The following is a 15353-nucleotide window of genomic DNA, read 5'->3' as shown; positions in this document are numbered from 1 at the left end:
AATTGTCTCATATTTTTTATTAGGACGTGCTTTGTCTAAATAGGCAGAAGATTTATGCTTGCTTAGCAAGAGTCCTATTTGACGCTAATTTAATGCCCCTATTCTGATGTCTTTAATCGTAAGGACTTTAGCAATAAGGTATTAGGGGGTGTAAAATGTGTTTAATTTATTTGACCTTAGGAGTATTAAATGAAGCAAGATGATGGATTAGCACCTTCTTTTTGGCAAATGGTAGGCAGTACAATGTTGTCATTTTTGGGGGGTTCTAAAGAGTCACGAAGAAGGCGAGATTTTCAATATGGAAACCCTAAGGTGTTTATTGTGACTGGGTTTATCTTGGCCTTGTTGTTTATTTTTGCTGTGTTAGGCGTTGTTAAAATGGTATTGCCTAGCTAGACCGATGAAGAATGACCGGCCTAGCTAGTTAATAAGGCAGTTATAGGGTGGCGATCTTCTCTTTTTGAGCGTTTAAATTGCTAAGTTTTGAGGTAATATCGAGCTGTTTTGCTCTTTCTTTTTCTATAACGGCAGCGGGTGCTTTGTCGATAAAAGAAGCGTTTGATAATTTACCGCTGATGCGTGATGCCTCTTTTTCAAGCTTTTCAATTTCTTTATTTAAGCGTTCTAGCTCGGCATTTTTATCAATGAGCCCAGCCATTGGTATTAGCACTTGCATATCACCGACTAGAGCAATAGCAGATTGTGGTGCTTCATCTGCTGCGTTTAATGTGGTGATGGATTCTATACGTGCTAGTTTTTCCAATAATAAACGATTATCTGTAAGACGCTGTTGGTCTTGTTCTGAACAGTGGTTTAACAGTACCGGTAATGGCTTACTAGGGGGGATATTCATTTCACCACGAATTTGACGAATGCCCATAACGAAATCCATTACCCATTGCATATCACTTTCAGCAGCGGCGGATATTTTGCTGTCATCGGGCTTTGGGTAGGCCTGTAGCATAATGGTATCGCCCGTTTTGCCTGCCAGTGGTGCTATTTGCTGCCAAATTTCTTCGGTAATAAACGGCATCAGCGGGTGTAGTAAGCGTAGGACACTTTCTAGCACGCGAATTAAGGTTTGGCGAGTTCCCCGTTTTTGTTCGGCTGAACTATTGTCATCAAGCAAAATTGGTTTTGATAACTCTAAATACCAATCACAGTATTCATTCCAAAGGAACTCATACAGCGATTGTGCGGCTAAATCAAAGCGGTATTTTTCGATAGAGGCAATAACGCTGGCTTCGGTTTTTTGTAAGCGTGACACAATCCATTGATCTGGCAAGCTGTAAATACAAGGCTCGTTGGTTAAACCCGTATCTTCGCCTTCGGTATTCATTAACACGTAGCGAGTAGCGTTCCACAGTTTATTACAGAAATTACGGTTGCCTTCAATTCGGTTTAAATCGAATCGAATGTCGCGCCCAGTCGAGGCCAGTGAGGCAAAGGTAAAACGTAGTGCATCGGTGCCAAAAGAAGGGATGCCATCGGGGAAATGCTTACGTGTATCTTTCTCGATTTTAGCAGCCATTTTAGGTTGCATAAGGCCTTTTGTACGCTTTTCAAGTAAGTCATCTAGCGTAATACCGTCAATTAAATCAATCGGGTCCAGTACGTTACCTTTGGATTTGGACATTTTTTGCCCTTCCGCATCGCGCACTAAACCGTGAATGTATATTTCTTTAAATGGCACATCGTCCATAAACTTCAAGCCCATCATAATCATTCTGGCGACCCAAAAAAAGATGATGTCGAAACCGGTTACTAATACGCTGGTTGGGTAAAAAGTATCAAGCTCGGGTGTTTTATCAGGCCAACCAAGGGTAGAGAACGGCCATAATGCGGATGAGAACCAGGTGTCTAATACGTCTTCATCTTGAGATAAGACAAGGCTATCGGCTAGGTTGTTTTTTTCACGGACTTCGGCTTCATTGCGGCCAACATATATGTTGCCACTCTCATCGTACCAAGCGGGGATTCTGTGCCCCCACCAAATTTGACGAGAAATGCACCAGTCCTGAATATCGTTCATCCAGTTGTAATAGGTTTTATCCCAGTTTTCAGGTACAAATTTAATTTTGCCGCTTTTAACCGCTTCAATAGCAGGTTCTGCCAGCGGTTTGGCCTTAACAAACCATTGGTCTGTTAACAAAGGTTCAATGATCACCCCTGACCGGTCGCCACGAGGCACCATGAGTTTATGGTCATCAATTTTAGCTAATAAGCCTAAATCATCCAGATCTTGTACGATTTGTTTACGCGCTGCCACGCGATCCAAGCCACGGTATTTTTCTGGCATCTCATCATTGATGCTGGCGTCAACGGTGAAGATGTTGATTAACGGCATATTGTGGCGTTGACCCACCTCATAATCGTTAAAATCGTGAGCAGGGGTTATTTTTACACAGCCAGTGCCAAATTCTGGGTCTACATAATCATCGGCAATAACTGGGATTTCACGGTTACATAAAGGCAACGCGATCATTTTGCCAATAAGGTGTTGGTAGCGTTCGTCAGATGGGTGAACGGCGACACAAACATCGCCTAGCATGGTTTCTGGGCGGGTCGTTGCAACCACAAGTTCACCGCTACCATCGGCTAATGGATAGCGCATATGCCACATATGGCCTTGTTCTTCTTGCGAAATAACTTCAAGGTCGGATACCGCAGTGTGTAATTTAGGATCCCAGTTAACCAGGCGTTTACCGCGATAAATGAGCCCTTCTTCATGTAGTTTTACAAACACTTCGTTAACCGCTTTAGACAGCCCTTCGTCCATGGTGAAACGCTCGCGCGACCAATCTAGGGAGGTGCCCATGCGGCGTAATTGCTTAGTGATGGTGTTGCCAGATAATTCTTTCCAATCCCAAATGCGCTCAACAAACTCTTCACGTCCTAAGTCATGGCGAGTTTTACCTTCTGCGTTTAATTGGCGTTCAACCACCATTTGGGTCGCAATACCGGCATGATCACTACCGGCTTGCCAAAGGGTGTTGTGTCCTTGCATACGATGGTAACGCGTTAGTGAATCCATGATCGTGTCTTGGAAAGCATGCCCCATGTGTAAGCTACCGGTAACATTGGGCGGCGGAATCATAATGCAATAGGCGCTATCGCCTCCTTTGGGTTCGAAGTAACCTTGTTCTTCCCATTGGCGATACCAGCGAGATTCTATGTCATGCGGGGCGTATGTCTTATCCATCGTGTGTGTTCGGTGTTGATTTTTAAAGGCGGTATTATAACTTTGTTGGGGAGGGTGGGGTTATTGGTAAGCAATTTTTCTTACGTAATAATATTTCGCAAGAAAAAATTTGTTTGCAGTGAATTTTATTGCGGACATAGTATTTATGGTTTTTCGCTGCCGCGAGGGTGTTCATTTCTTTTTACGACAAAAAGCACCTAAGGCATAAGTCTCATTAAGCAGATAGCGAATATCTGCCAAATTAGACTAAAAACGAACCAAAGAAAATGTCGCCCAAATCCTAGTAATTAATTTATTGTCGGGCTCGCGCTAAACTCGCTATGCTCAGACAACGCGCTTACTTATCCGAAAATAAATTAATTACTAGCGGGATAAGGGGGGGTAAGTTAAAAGCATAAATGATCTGTGGTTGATTTTAACCAATCTTAGCTTCACTACATGCTTAATGTTTTGAAGTCGATTATGAATCTTGATATGAAGAGGGGCAATACCCAAATGAAGTATAAAAAAGAACTTCGGGTTGAATTTTCCTTAATATACGCAGTATAAGGCGTGCTTCTAATGATTAGATTTTCAGTGTGGCAAGGCGAGTGGAGCAGAGCAGGTTTTGATTTTAACCCCCATTTATCGCGCCCATAAAACTCATTTGGTATTGGATGAGTGAGCGCGTTGTCTGAGCATAGCGAGTTTAGCGCTCACCCAATACCAAATGAGTTTTATGGGAAATAAGCGATAGTTGGGTGCCTTTTTCTTTGGTTCTGTTTCTTTTGGGCATACAAAAGAAATGAACGCCCAGCGGCAGCGATAATAAAAATCAAATTTTATGCGTCTGCAGTGGATACCCTCTGCTTTTATAAAACTTAAACCGCTCCCGTCCTGCTTGTTTAATTGATTCATTTTGATTAACAAGCTCAGCAAATCGTTCAAACCGAGCAAAACAATCGGGTGTTTTCTCAGTAAGGTTAATTAGCACGTCGTGAATATCTAACGGGTCACCAGTGTGGTTAATGTACACTGGGTGGTTGGCGCACTTTGTTGGGTCCATAGTATGTGGTACAAAACTGGTGGGCGAGAAGGACCAAAGCAAGTCATCCACTGTCTTGGATTGTTGTTCTGAATCGGTATGAATATAGACGCGATGACCCTGTTTGCTAGCTTTTTGAGCTAGCCGACAGGCAAAAAGGTGCTGTGCATCAGGGGTGTCATCTGGCAGTACATAAAAGTCGATTCTGGTCATTTTGTAATGGCTTGTTTAACAGCGATCCAATATAAATTGGCTTAGCATGTGAACAGGGCGACCAGTTGCGCCTTTATCCGTACCCGATTTCCAGGCAGTGCCGGCAATGTCTAAATGAGCCCATTTATAATCTTCGGTAAAGTGTGACAAGAAGCAGGCTGCGGTAATAGTGCCACCAGCAGGGCCACCAATATTAGCGAGATCGGCGAAGTTACTTTTTAGCTGGGGTTTGTATTCATCCCACAGTGGCAATTGCCATGCTTTGTCATTGGCTTTAATGCCAGCGTCTAGCAATTCGTTAGCCAATTTATCGTTATTGCCTAGTAAGCCGGTGGCATGTTTTCCTAACGCGACTACACAAGCGCCAGTTAAGGTAGCAATATCAATGACTACTTCAGGTTTAAATTTAGCAGAGTAGGTGAGTGCGTCACATAAAATTAAACGTCCTTCTGCATCAGTGTTTAAAATTTCAATGGTTAGACCGGCCATGCTGGTAACGATATCACCAGGTTTGTTGGCATCACCATCGGGCAGGTTTTCTGATGATGGAACAACGCCAACTACATTGATGGGTAAATTTAATTCGGCGCACATTTGAATCACGCCGAAGACACTTGCACCACCGCACATATCGTATTTCATTTCATCCATACCGGATGAGGGTTTTATGGAAATTCCACCGGCATCAAAAGTGAGGCCTTTACCAACCAGAACGATGGGTTTTTGAGAACTTGGGCCACCTTTATGTTCCATAGTAATGAGCTTCGCCGGTTGGCGAGAACCCCTAGAAACAGATAATAATGAGCCCATTCCTAGTGCTTCCATTTTGGCTTCATCTAAAATGATTACTTTGAGCGATGCGTGTTGTTTGCCAAGTTCTTTTGCTGTCTCAGCTAAGTAGCTTGGGGTGCAAATATTACCGGGTAAATTGGCTAATTTTTTTGCGCTGTCAATGCCATTAGCGATACTCGAGGCGGTGTCTGCAGCACTGTTGATCATTTTTGCAGTGTAATCATCGGTATGCCATAGTTGGCATTTTTCTAATATGTTGGCATCGGGCGCGGAGGTTGTGAGCGTATCGGTGTATTGGTAAAGGGCTTCACGAGACTTCAATACTAACTGACGAACTTTCCAGTTGATATCTTTACCGCTAACTTCAACAGCTAATAATGTAGAGCAAACAGCCTTAATCGGTAAGTTTTTGAGCGAGTTGATGCTTTCGCTGATGGCCTTTGTGTAATCTTCCGCAGAGGTGTTGCCTTGCTCGCCAAAACCGACAAGAAGCACACGCTTTATTTTGCTGCTGGCAGGCATTTGAAGTAACAGTGTATTGCCCGCTTTGCCAGAAGCGTCACCTTGTTTTAAAACGGCAGCTATTTGTCCATCATGGGCTTGGTCGAAGTGGGTGGTTATTTCAAGCTGTTTACCTTTACTGAAAACGGGCAAAAGAAGGCAAGGAGTTGAAAGTTTATCGATTGACCCTGTTTTTGAAACGAATTGCATGCGGATACCTCTGAATGATAAGTAATGTTTTTGTTTGGCTTTTCCGTTAGGATACGACACCATAACTCTATGGATTTATGTGCCTAACTATAAGCCAAATACACTGTTGATGTCTGCGTTTAAATTAAAAATTATTGATCGATTGCTAGTGACTCAAATTAGCAAAATGATGTTAGGGGTCATGACGGTGTTGACGGTTATCTTATTGAGTCAGCGATTGGTTCGTTTGTTTTCTAAGGTTACAGCCGGTGAGTTGTCCGCTGATGTTGTGTTGTCATTGGTTGGCTTTAACCTGTTGCTATTGATGATTAAAATTCTACCGGTGGCTTTGTTGTTGTCGATATTACTGGTGTTAGGCCGGATGTATCGAGACCATGAAATGACGGCACTGTTCTCGTCAGGTATAGGCTTAACTCAGATCTATCGTGGAATATTTATTTTTGTTGTCCCCTTATTCGCTTTAACGATATACCTCTCATTAGTAACAGCCCCAACATTAATGCAAGCGATTGAGCGAGTGAAGACAAGCGATCAAGCTAACTTAGATATTCGTGGCATTACGGATGGGCGCTTTAATGAATACAGTCGTGGCGACTTGGTTTTTTATGTTGAGAAAATAACCAGCGACGACAAGATGTTGAACGTATTTATACAAAATCGTCAGCATGGCAAGTTGGGGATTACCTCTTCGAAAAGTGGCGAAATAAAGGTGGACCCTGTCACAGGCGATCGTTTTATTATTCTAAAAGACGGTAACCGTTATGAAGGCGTGCCGGGCCAAGCAGATTATAAAATTACCAATTTTAAGGAATACGGTGTTGTAGTGGCGGAAAAGTCGTCAGCACAGGTGTCATTTGGTACCAAAGAAACCTCTACTATTCAGTTGATGGCGATGAAGTCGCCTAGAGCAATCAGTGAACTGCAAAAGCGTTGGTCTGTGCCGTTGGCCTTAATAACATTTGCCTTATTAGCAGTACCCATTAGCCGTGTATCGCCACGGGCGGGAATGTATGGGAATTTATTAACGGCTTTGCTGATCTATATTGTGTTTGAAAACTTCATGAGTTTATCGCACTCGTGGTTAGTAAAAGGGGTAACGGCACCTTGGTTTGGCATATGGTGGGTGCATCTACTGCTAATAGGTGTTACAGCAATTATGGTGGTTAATATGCACGGTGTTAGCTATGTTAAAAAGAAAGTGATGTTTAAAAGATGAAGGTCGTTAATAAATACATAGCCGTAGAAATGTTAAAAAGCACGGCGGTGGCGGTGCTTTTTTTGTTATCACTGGTATTGGTCATTACGTTTGCCGATGAGCTAGACGATATGGGCAAAGGTCAATATGGTTTAGTTGAGATTTTTAAGTACTTGGCATTAATTGCACCGCGTAATTTTTATGAATTACTGCCTTCGGCGGCTCTGTTGGGCGCTTTGATTACCTTAGGTGGAATGGCCAATAATTATGAATTAACCGCTATGCGAGCGGCAGGGATTAGTCGTTGGCAAATTATTTTTTCTGCATTGCGTGTCGGCATGATATTGATGGTAGTTTCTTTACTGGTTAGCGAAGGGGTGGCACCGGTATCTGAACAAGCGGCTCAAATGCTAAAGTTTACGGCTAAAAATGAACAAGTAGCGTTGAGAACGAAATATGGCTTTTGGACGCGAGATGGTGATACGTATTTAAATATCCGTGAAATTTTAAACTCAGCTGAACTCAAAGACGTCAGTATTTATGAAATGACGGATATGAACGAGCTAAAGTATGCAACGCATGCAAAGACCGCTAGTTTTATTGATAATAAGTGGGAGTTAAGCGGCGTTGAGCAAACCACCATTAATGATGCCGGTGTAAAAGTTGCCTTGTCTGATTCGGCAAAATTAGACTCGTTATTAGACCCTGGTTTGCTTGATGTTATTGTTGTTAAACCAGAGCGTTTATCTATCATGGGCTTAGCCAGTTATATCAACTTTTTAGACAATAACGGGCAAGATGCTACGCATTTTATTGTTGCGATGACCAGTAAATTAATTCGGCCTTTTGTAATTCTGGTTATGCTCTTGATTGCCATCCCGATGGTGTTAGGGGTAAAGCGAGCAGGTAGTACTGGCACGCGAATTTTAATCGGTGCGTTAATTGGAATAGGTTTTAATTTGGTTGATAGACTGTTTGGAAATATTGGGGTGTTGTACGGTTTAAACCCAGTTATCGCTGCATCGCTGCCGTTTTTCTTGGCATTATGTATATCAGTCTTCACCATCCGGCGAATGGGCTGAAGGCTCCTTTTCCACCCAAATTAAACGACTATTTGAGGCGATGTCATGCCAGCTCAGCCGATCTTTATTGACGAGTATCCACAAAACACCAAGGCCAAGAACCCCCCAAGACAGAATGGCCATTGTGAAACGTATCAAGGCTTGTCGCCAGCTAATATTTTGGCCTTTGTTATTAGCTATTTTTAACTTCCAGGCGAGCAACCCCAGCGTTTGACCACTTTTAGTCCAAAACCAGCCATAAAATAAGAAGCTGACCGACAAGAGGTACAGCGAATATAGCCATGAGTTTGGTTGAAATAAATGACTATCTTGAAAGGGAAGCAATACTAATGTCGCTAAAAATAAGATGGCAATCAGTAATAGCGCATCATAAGTGATGATCGCTAACCGTCTTAGCAGACCAGGTGGCTTTGTTAAATTAGGCATGGGGTGTTATATAGATTGGTTACAGTAGTTTGGGGGCCCTAAGTTCGGCTTGAAGTTGATTAATACGGTTTTCAATTTGGCTGCTTAAGTAAAAATTATTATTAGCGGCTCGTAAGGCTTGTTCAAGCTGGATAATAGCGTCTTTGGTTAACCCAAGCGAGTAAAAGTACTCAGCCTTATATTGGAAACCTCGTACTGGGTTGTTAACCTGGCCGTAAGCGATGGAAAGGAGGTCGTACACATTGGGTGTCGGTTCGTAATTTTGTAGGTCCTCATTGAGGTTCGTTAAGGCCTGTTGCGGTTTACCATTGTGTAATAGAACCATGGCATATAATAAATTAACCGCGCGACTTTGAGGGAATCGTTGTTTGCCCTGATCAAGTAACGCCAAGGATTGCTGCGGCTTATTGTCACGGTATTCATTCAGAGCGAGAGCAGTTAAATAATGGAGTTGGGTGGGGTTTTGCTCTGTCAGCGTAGAGAGAATGTCGCGTGCTTTTTCAAATTGCCTATCCTTCATTAAGGCGAGTGCAAGGCCATAACGAGCCGCCTCTTTAATTTTTGTAATGCCTTGTGATGATTCATCCTTTAAGGCGTTTATTAACTCGCCGGTTAAGTTTTGTGGGTGTTTGTTAACGCGAATTTTCATTCGAATTAAACGAAAATCTTGGGAGTCCTCAACTTGTTTATAAGGGAATTTTTCCGCACGTGCAGCGGTGTCCGAGATACGCGAAGCGGGCGCTGGGTGAGTGAGCAGAATTTCAGGAATTTTTTGACCGTATTGGGTGGTTGCCGTTTGAAGTCGACCAAAGAAAATCGGCATGCTTCTAGGGTCAAAGCCAGCAGCGGCAAGGTTTTGTACACCTACTCGGTCGGCTTCAGCTTCATGACTTCGCGTAAAATTAATTTGTTGTTGCACTTGCCCAGCTTGTACCGCCAAAACAGCGGCTGGGCCAACACCTGGAACAGTTACGCCTAAAACGACGGCGGCAAGCATAGCCGCTGCGCTGGGCATCGACATTTGACTGGCTGATTCAATAGCGCGTTGTAAATGCTGTTGGGTAACGTGGCCAATTTCATGAGCAACGACTGACGCTAATTCGCTTTCAGATTCAGCCGCTAAAATAAGTCCAGTGTTTAGTCCGATATTAGCATCGGGGCCTGCAAACGCATTGATTCGATCATCTTGCACGACAAAGAAATTAAATTGTCGGTCAGGTTGTTCGCTGAATTTAGCGACCCTGTCACCAAGTTGTTGTGCGTAGTCATTAATTTCTTGGTCGTTACTGAGTGGAACCCTTAGTCGAATGCTCCTAAGGAATGCTTTACCAAGTTTCTTTTCAAGTTCACCTGAAATGATGATATTTGATGTATTACCAATGTCGGGTAATTTAATTCGCTCATTAGCTTGGCTATTTTTAGACCAAACAAAGGCGCTACTCGCAATAATGCATGTAAAACTTGAGGCGATTAGTACGGTAAGAAAACGACGCATGATATTATGATATTTGTTCATAAGCCGTTTTAGTGTAATTGAGTTTAAATGCAAGTTAAATGAAAATCTCTATTCAGATCAATGCAAGCCCCTACCAATATCAAGCAGCGGATACGGCGTGGCACTTTATTGAAGCGGCGATTGCCAGTGGGCATGACATATACCGGGTGTTTTTTTACCATGATGGCATTTTTAATGCCTGCCGTGATTCACGCCCACCGAGTGATGAAAGGGATATTGTAAAAAGGTGGACGGCCTTACAAGCAGAAAAAGGTGTGGATTTAGTGGTGTGCGTTTCATCAGCGCAGCGAAGAGGTTTGCTTGAAAAAACTGTCGCTCACAAAGTATCGGGTTACGAAAATGCCTTGGCGGATGGGTTTCGAATCGCAGGGTTAGGTTTGTTAATGGAGGCGGTTATTGAGTCGGACCGTCATGTTACTTTTGGGGCTTGAAGTGAAAACGCTATTTTTTATTTTTAATAAAGGGTTTCATGGAAATGTGCGAGGTCATGAGTTTTTAGATATGGCATTAATGGCGGCGGCTTTTGACCAAAAGGTTGTTATCTTGTTTGAAGGTGAAGCTGTGAATGCCTTAGTTAAAAACCAGCAGCCTGAAAATATTGCCTTAAAAAACATGACACCTATATTAAAGGCCTTGCCGTTATATGATATTAATGACGTGTTTGTTGAAAAAGAGTCAATGGATCAATGGGGCTTAGTGAAGGAACAGCTGACCATTGAAACTACGTTGGTTTCTCGTCATGAGATGGTTGAACAACTTAATGCAGCACACCATGTATTCAGTATCTGATGTTATATATTGTTAATAAAAGAACCGAGGCCCTAGACAGTTGCATTGAAAGAGTGATGTCAAATGATGTTGTCTTATTAATTGAAGAAGCTGTTTTAGCTACGGTCATTACAAAGCCACCGTCCATTTTATCTAAACCTATCGATCAGGTTCAGATCTATGCGTTAAGCCCTGATATGAAAGCGAGAGGCATTGATGTTAACCGCTGCTATGAGCATATTCGGTATGTTGATTATGCAGGCTTTGTTGAGTTAGTAGAAAATAATAATCCTGTTAGGTCTTGCTGTTGATGTTAGTGCAGTTAAAACGCGATGAATATGGCTTTTTGCAGAATAGAAGCGACTGGAGCGAGGCCGTGGCTGAGGCAATGGCGAAAGAAGATGAGCTATTACTGACGCCATTGCATTGGGAAATTATTCATTTTGCGCAAGCATACTACGATGAATTTAATCACCAACCCAATGCGCGATTATTTGGCCAAGCGATCAAGAAGAGATTGGGCGCTGAAAAAGGGTCGTCTATTTATTTATATAAATTATTTCCAAACGGACCATTAAAATACGCGAATAAATATGCGGGGTTACCTATTCCACCTTCATGCATATAAAGACGCTGTATTAATCCGTTTGTTTAAATCGGTGAATTTGCCGTCGCTGTTTTTTATTAGGCCGTTCAGAGCGAGGCATAGAGGCGTTCATGTCTTTATTGAGTGCTTTCAGCGCTTGACGTTGTTGAAGGCTTTCATCGCTTTCTTTGTACAAAAGGACGGCTTCTTTGGCGGGGCGACGTTGAGGGTTTAAGCCGACAATCTTAACCGTCCATTGATAACCAGCCTTATGGATTTGCAGGCTATCATCAATGCGAACTTCTTTACTGGGTTTGCTTCGTTGACCGTTGAGGTGGATTTTTCCACCTGAAATCGCTTCGGTGGCGAGCCGTCGTGTCTTAAAAAAACGAGCAGCCCATAACCAAGTATCTAAACGCTGTTTTGTTAGAACGTTTTCAGTCACTAGATAATTAAGCGAGTAACTCGTCTAGTTTTCCGCGACTTTCTAAATCGTAAATTTCTGTGCAATCACCAACGTGTTTGTCACCATTAAAAATTTGCGGAACGGTAGAGCGCTGACTTTTTTGTATCATTTCAGCTCTTTTGTTTGGGTCATTTGCAATGGAAATTTCAGTAAATGGAATGTTTTTATTATTTAACAAACGTTTAGCCTGAGTGCAATAAGGACATAAAGAAGAAGTGTATATAGTGATCTTGGACATAGGAGGTCGATAGCGTTAAATTAATTTCAGTTAATTTTAACAGATTTGGAAGGGAAATCTGTTGGATTAACGGGTTTATGCTAGCGCTATGGGCCTGTTTTCAGTAGAATCACGGGATGTTGAAGAATTAATAAAATCATAGAGAGAAAGAGTCAATGAAGCGATTATTAGTAAGTTTATTGGTGTTGGGAATGGCGTTTTCTGTAACGGCAAACGCAGCGGGTGATGTTGCCGCTGGAACAATTAAAGGGCAAACCTGCCTTGGTTGTCACGGTGTGGAAAATTACAACAATGCGTATCCAACCTATCATGTGCCAAGATTGGGTGGTCAGCATGCTGGCTATCTGGTAACTGCCATGAAAGCCTATAAAAACGGTACACGCACCCATGCCACCATGCATGGTAATGTGGCTGATTTATCAGAGCAAGATATGCAAGATATTGCGGCATATTTTGAGCAAGACGGAAAATAAACGTTAATATTAAAGATCACGAGGAAGAAAATGAAACAATTAAATAAGATGATTTTTACCGTATTGCTTACTGTGGTATCTGTCAGTGCTATAGCAGCGGGTGATATTCAAGCAGGCAAAGAAAAGTCAACAGCCTGTGCAGCATGCCACGGTGTAAGTGGGGTGAGTGCTAGCCCGATGTTTCCTACTATTGCTGGGCAACATGCAGATTATATGGTTCATACGTTAAAAGGATATCAATCGGGGCTACGTAATGACCCTATTATGCGAGCTTCAGTTGCGGCGCTGACTGAAGAGGATATCGTTGATTTAGCAGCTTATTTTGCCAGTCAAGAAGGCTTGAAGACACTGAAAAAATAAGACTTAAATTTAAAATTAGTAGATACAAAAAACGCGCATTCTTGCGCGTTTTTTGTATCTATAAAATATAAGGATAGACAATGAGTCAAGACGTTAGCGTGAAACTTAAGCACAATAATGATGGGAAGCTCATAGAGGAGTGTGAATACCTCGGTGAGGTTATGCATGGAAAGCGAACAATTTGGCACCCCTCTGGCGTGAAAATTTCTGAAACAGATTTTATTCAAGGTGTTATGCAAGGCCATCATACATCATGGTATTTAACAGGGCATATTGCACTAACCGCAACTGTTGCACAGGGTAATTATCATGGCCTCTTTACTGCGTATTGGCCAAACGGCGAAATGCGTGAACAAGGTCATTTTGATAAGGGGGAGCGAACGGGTGTATTTAAATCTTGGTCTGATAATGGTGAACTATTAGCTGAAAAAAACTATGATCAATAAAATTCCGTTGTAGCCATTTTCTGGTAAAGGGCGAAAAAAAAGCATACAATGATGCAACGCAATAAAATGATTAATTAAATTGGAGGCGGGCAAATGGATGATAAATCCCCACAAGAAATATTTGAGAAAATGGCGGAAAAAGGCCATAACATGTTTAAAGATTTTTCAGCGGCAGAATCAAAAGAAATGTTGTCTCAGTTTGGGAATGCATGGAATACAATTGTTACTCGTGCCATGGAGAGTCCTGAAGAGTGGGTGAAAACGATGTCTGGTTTTTACCAAGATCAATTTAACCTCTGGATTAATATGTTTAATCCAGCGAGTCAATCTACAGTTCATCCAGAGCGCGGCGACCGTCGTTTCTCAGGTGATGAATGGGAAGAAAGCCCCGTTCATAATTACTTGAAGCAGTCCTATTTATTATCGAGCCGTTGGCTAACAGGCTTGGTTGAAAACTCAACGCTGGATGAGAAAACTAAGCAAAAGTGCGATTTTTACACGCGCCAATTTATTGATGCGATGTCGCCATCTAATTTTGCCTTAACGAACCCAGAAGTGTTGAAAGAAACCATAGAGTCTAATGGTCAGAATTTGGTTGCAGGGCTTGAAAACCTAATGTCTGATATAGATAAAGGGCGTATCAGCATGACCGATGAGTCAAAGTTTACATTAGGTGAAAACTTGGCGACTACACCCGGCTCGGTAGTGTTTGAAAACAAGCTGATTCAATTGGTTCACTTTAAGCCGATGACTGAGAAAGTGAATGAGCGTCCTATTTTAATTATTCCGCCATGCATTAATAAATATTATATTCTTGATTTGTCGGAACATAATTCATATGTTCGTTACTGTTTAGAACAAGGCAATGATGTTTATATTATCTCTTGGAGAAACCCAGATGAGTCCTTGGGTGATGTTACTTGGGATGAATATATTTCTGTTGGGACAATACCTGCTATTGATGCAGTGAAAGAAATTTCTGGTGCGAAGAAAATCAATGCGGTTTCTTGGTGTATAGGTGGCACGATGTTAGCGACAACAATGTCTGTGTTGGCTTCAAAACGCAAAAAACCAATAGCAACAGCAACATTTTTTACAACCTTATTAGATTTTTCTGACCCGGGCGAATTGGGTGTATTTATCGATGAGTCACAGGTTCAACAACATGAACACAAACTAAAAGAAGGCGGTGTCATGCCGGGTAAGCAACTGGCATCAACCTTTGCAATGCTACGTGCGAATGACCTTGTATGGAGTTATGTTGTTAATAACTACCTAAAAGGTAAAACGCCACCTCCATTCGATATTTTATTTTGGAATGGTGATTCAACTAATATGACATCTGCGATGTACACATGGTATTTGCGCAATATGTATTTAGAAAATAATTTGGCAAAACCGGGTGGTGTTGAACTTTGTGGTGTTAAGGTTGATTTAGGGAAGATTGATTGTCCTGTGTATTTCTTGTCGGCTATTGAAGATCATATTGCTCCATGGAAAACTACGTTTATTGGTACAGAGTTGGTTAAATCTGAGTCGATAGAATTTGTTTTGGCGGCAAGTGGTCATGTGGCGGGTGTTATTAACCCTGCGAGTAAAAACAAACGTCATTTCTGGAAAGACGGTGAGCTGGGTAAAGGGCCTGAGCATTGGTTAGAGTCAGCGGAGGAAGTGCCGGGAAGCTGGTGGCCACATTGGGATGCGTGGTTGAAAGCTAATGGTAATAAAACAGTTGATGCCCCCTCTCAATTAGGGACAGATAAATACCCAGAGTTAGAACCTGCACCGGGGTCATTTGTTATGGCGAAAGCCAGTTAGCGTTAAGTTTTATTGAAGCTTTACCTGACAACTTAGC

General features: G+C 42.2%; 18 protein-coding genes. 11 read left to right on the top strand and 7 right to left on the bottom strand.

The features are described from left to right. Positions 1–189 precede the first annotated feature (189 nt). The gene (locus tag CPC19_RS11100; protein WP_096910800.1) at positions 190–396 is read left to right on the top strand and encodes a DUF2970 domain-containing protein; all 207 of its coding nucleotides are present in this window, start codon (positions 190–192) and stop codon (positions 394–396) included. 40 nt (positions 397–436) lie between these two features. Here the strand turns inward: CPC19_RS11100 and CPC19_RS11095 are convergent, their stop codons facing one another. The 3 genes from CPC19_RS11095 to CPC19_RS11085 all read right to left on the bottom strand — a co-directional run bounded on the left by CPC19_RS11095 (position 437) and on the right by CPC19_RS11085 (position 5942). Further along, complete coding sequence (locus CPC19_RS11095; protein ID WP_016390917.1) at positions 437–3202, bottom strand: valine--tRNA ligase; 2766 nt, start codon at positions 3200–3202, stop codon at positions 437–439. Between the two features lie 814 nt (positions 3203–4016). After that, a complete protein-coding gene (locus tag CPC19_RS11090) occupies positions 4017–4439 on the bottom strand; it encodes a DNA polymerase III subunit chi (RefSeq protein WP_015005209.1) in 423 nt (140 codons plus the stop codon). Between the two features lie 15 nt (positions 4440–4454). After that, positions 4455–5942: a leucyl aminopeptidase gene (locus CPC19_RS11085; protein ID WP_016390916.1), complete on the bottom strand. Its 1488-nt coding sequence runs from the start codon at positions 5940–5942 to the stop codon at positions 4455–4457. A gap of 79 nt (positions 5943–6021) precedes the next feature. On the opposite strand from CPC19_RS11085, the gene lptF reads away from it, so the two are divergent. Continuing rightward, positions 6022–7158: an LPS export ABC transporter permease LptF gene (lptF, locus tag CPC19_RS11080; RefSeq protein WP_015005211.1), complete on the top strand. Its 1137-nt coding sequence runs from the start codon at positions 6022–6024 to the stop codon at positions 7156–7158. Next, positions 7155–8219, top strand: a complete 1065-nt coding sequence (gene lptG / locus CPC19_RS11075) for an LPS export ABC transporter permease LptG (protein ID WP_015005212.1) — start codon at positions 7155–7157, stop codon at positions 8217–8219. The genes lptF and lptG overlap by 4 nt, the downstream gene beginning before the upstream one ends. Here the strand turns inward: lptG and CPC19_RS11070 are convergent. Together CPC19_RS11070 and CPC19_RS11065 are read right to left on the bottom strand one after the other, a co-directional pair. After that, a complete protein-coding gene (locus CPC19_RS11070; RefSeq protein ID WP_016390914.1) occupies positions 8190–8645 on the bottom strand; it encodes an RDD family protein in 456 nt (151 codons plus the stop codon). The two genes, lptG and CPC19_RS11070, sit on opposite strands and share 30 nt — an antisense overlap. A 19-nt stretch (positions 8646–8664) precedes the next feature. Continuing rightward, positions 8665–10161 carry a M48 family metalloprotease gene (locus CPC19_RS11065; RefSeq protein WP_223253190.1) on the bottom strand — a complete coding sequence of 499 codons (1497 nt, stop codon included), beginning with the start codon at positions 10159–10161 and terminating at the stop codon, positions 8665–8667. A gap of 38 nt (positions 10162–10199) precedes the next feature. Here CPC19_RS11065 and tusD point away from each other — a divergent pair, with 38 nt between their 5' ends. Genes tusD through CPC19_RS11045 form a run of 4 tightly spaced genes read left to right on the top strand, consistent with a single transcriptional unit; the run spans position 10200 to position 11557 of the window. Next, positions 10200–10592: a sulfurtransferase complex subunit TusD gene (gene tusD / locus CPC19_RS11060; protein ID WP_016390912.1), complete on the top strand. Its 393-nt coding sequence runs from the start codon at positions 10200–10202 to the stop codon at positions 10590–10592. A 1-nt stretch (position 10593) separates the two neighbouring features. Then, complete coding sequence (tusC, locus tag CPC19_RS11055) at positions 10594–10950, top strand: sulfurtransferase complex subunit TusC (protein ID WP_223253189.1); 357 nt, start codon at positions 10594–10596, stop codon at positions 10948–10950. Next, positions 10950–11240 carry a sulfurtransferase complex subunit TusB gene (gene tusB, locus CPC19_RS11050; RefSeq protein ID WP_015005217.1) on the top strand — a complete coding sequence of 97 codons (291 nt, stop codon included), beginning with the start codon at positions 10950–10952 and terminating at the stop codon, positions 11238–11240. The genes tusC and tusB overlap by 1 nt, the downstream gene beginning before the upstream one ends. Beyond that, the gene (locus tag CPC19_RS11045) at positions 11240–11557 is read left to right on the top strand and encodes a TusE/DsrC/DsvC family sulfur relay protein (RefSeq protein ID WP_015005218.1); all 318 of its coding nucleotides are present in this window, start codon (positions 11240–11242) and stop codon (positions 11555–11557) included. Before tusB ends, CPC19_RS11045 begins: the two co-directional genes overlap by 1 nt. Before the next feature lie 10 nt (positions 11558–11567). Here the strand turns inward: CPC19_RS11045 and CPC19_RS11040 are convergent, their stop codons facing one another. After that, positions 11568–11960, bottom strand: coding sequence for an RNA-binding S4 domain-containing protein (locus tag CPC19_RS11040; protein ID WP_015005219.1), 393 nt, complete (start codon positions 11958–11960; stop codon positions 11568–11570). Positions 11961–11967: 7 nt separating this feature from the next. After that, entirely contained in the window at positions 11968–12219 is a 252-nt protein-coding gene (grxC, locus tag CPC19_RS11035; RefSeq protein ID WP_020933044.1) for a glutaredoxin 3, read from the bottom strand. 155 nt (positions 12220–12374) lie between these two features. On the opposite strand from grxC, the gene CPC19_RS11030 reads away from it, so the two are divergent. The 4 genes from CPC19_RS11030 (at position 12375) to CPC19_RS11015 (ending at position 15316) form a co-directional block, all read left to right on the top strand. Then, positions 12375–12692 (top strand): cytochrome c, encoded by a 318-nt coding sequence (locus CPC19_RS11030; protein WP_015005221.1) that lies wholly within the window; start codon positions 12375–12377, stop codon positions 12690–12692. Positions 12693–12722: 30 nt separating this feature from the next. Further along, on the top strand, positions 12723–13052 hold the full coding sequence (locus CPC19_RS11025; RefSeq protein WP_015005222.1) for a cytochrome c: 330 nt from the start codon (positions 12723–12725) through the stop codon (positions 13050–13052). Between the two features lie 80 nt (positions 13053–13132). Then, on the top strand, positions 13133–13498 hold the full coding sequence (locus tag CPC19_RS11020; RefSeq protein WP_015005223.1) for a toxin-antitoxin system YwqK family antitoxin: 366 nt from the start codon (positions 13133–13135) through the stop codon (positions 13496–13498). A gap of 93 nt (positions 13499–13591) precedes the next feature. Further along, the gene (locus tag CPC19_RS11015) at positions 13592–15316 is read left to right on the top strand and encodes an alpha/beta hydrolase (protein ID WP_015005224.1); all 1725 of its coding nucleotides are present in this window, start codon (positions 13592–13594) and stop codon (positions 15314–15316) included. The last annotated feature ends 37 nt before the right edge of the window (positions 15317–15353 follow it).

Origin of the sequence: Cycloclasticus sp. PY97N (assembly GCF_002443175.1) — a bacterium.
In the GTDB taxonomy this organism is placed as follows: Bacteria; Pseudomonadota; Gammaproteobacteria; order Methylococcales; family Cycloclasticaceae; genus Cycloclasticus; species Cycloclasticus pugetii.
Note: the sequence above shows the minus strand (reverse complement) of the source record. Positions and strands in the feature narration are given on the sequence as shown.

Bases quoted from the DNA above. Each gene is read 5' to 3' on its own strand.
- CPC19_RS11030 (WP_015005221.1), top strand. From the start codon at position 12,375: ATGAAGCGATTATTAGTAAGTTTATTGGTGTTGGGAATGGCGTTTTCT.
- tusD (WP_016390912.1), top strand. From the start codon at position 10,200: ATGAAAATCTCTATTCAGATCAATGCAAGCCCCTACCAATATCAAGCA.
- CPC19_RS11095 (WP_016390917.1), bottom strand. From the start codon at position 3,202: ATGGATAAGACATACGCCCCGCATGACATAGAATCTCGCTGGTATCGC.
- CPC19_RS11070 (WP_016390914.1), bottom strand. From the start codon at position 8,645: ATGCCTAATTTAACAAAGCCACCTGGTCTGCTAAGACGGTTAGCGATC.
- tusB (WP_015005217.1), top strand. From the start codon at position 10,950: ATGTTATATATTGTTAATAAAAGAACCGAGGCCCTAGACAGTTGCATT.
- CPC19_RS11045 (WP_015005218.1), top strand. From the start codon at position 11,240: ATGTTAGTGCAGTTAAAACGCGATGAATATGGCTTTTTGCAGAATAGA.
- CPC19_RS11020 (WP_015005223.1), top strand. From the start codon at position 13,133: ATGAGTCAAGACGTTAGCGTGAAACTTAAGCACAATAATGATGGGAAG.
- CPC19_RS11090 (WP_015005209.1), bottom strand. From the start codon at position 4,439: ATGACCAGAATCGACTTTTATGTACTGCCAGATGACACCCCTGATGCA.
- CPC19_RS11085 (WP_016390916.1), bottom strand. From the start codon at position 5,942: ATGCAATTCGTTTCAAAAACAGGGTCAATCGATAAACTTTCAACTCCT.
- CPC19_RS11065 (WP_223253190.1), bottom strand. From the start codon at position 10,161: ATGAACAAATATCATAATATCATGCGTCGTTTTCTTACCGTACTAATC.
- grxC (WP_020933044.1), bottom strand. From the start codon at position 12,219: ATGTCCAAGATCACTATATACACTTCTTCTTTATGTCCTTATTGCACT.
- CPC19_RS11025 (WP_015005222.1), top strand. From the start codon at position 12,723: ATGAAACAATTAAATAAGATGATTTTTACCGTATTGCTTACTGTGGTA.
- lptG (WP_015005212.1), top strand. From the start codon at position 7,155: ATGAAGGTCGTTAATAAATACATAGCCGTAGAAATGTTAAAAAGCACG.
- CPC19_RS11100 (WP_096910800.1), top strand. From the start codon at position 190: ATGAAGCAAGATGATGGATTAGCACCTTCTTTTTGGCAAATGGTAGGC.
- CPC19_RS11015 (WP_015005224.1), top strand. From the start codon at position 13,592: ATGGATGATAAATCCCCACAAGAAATATTTGAGAAAATGGCGGAAAAA.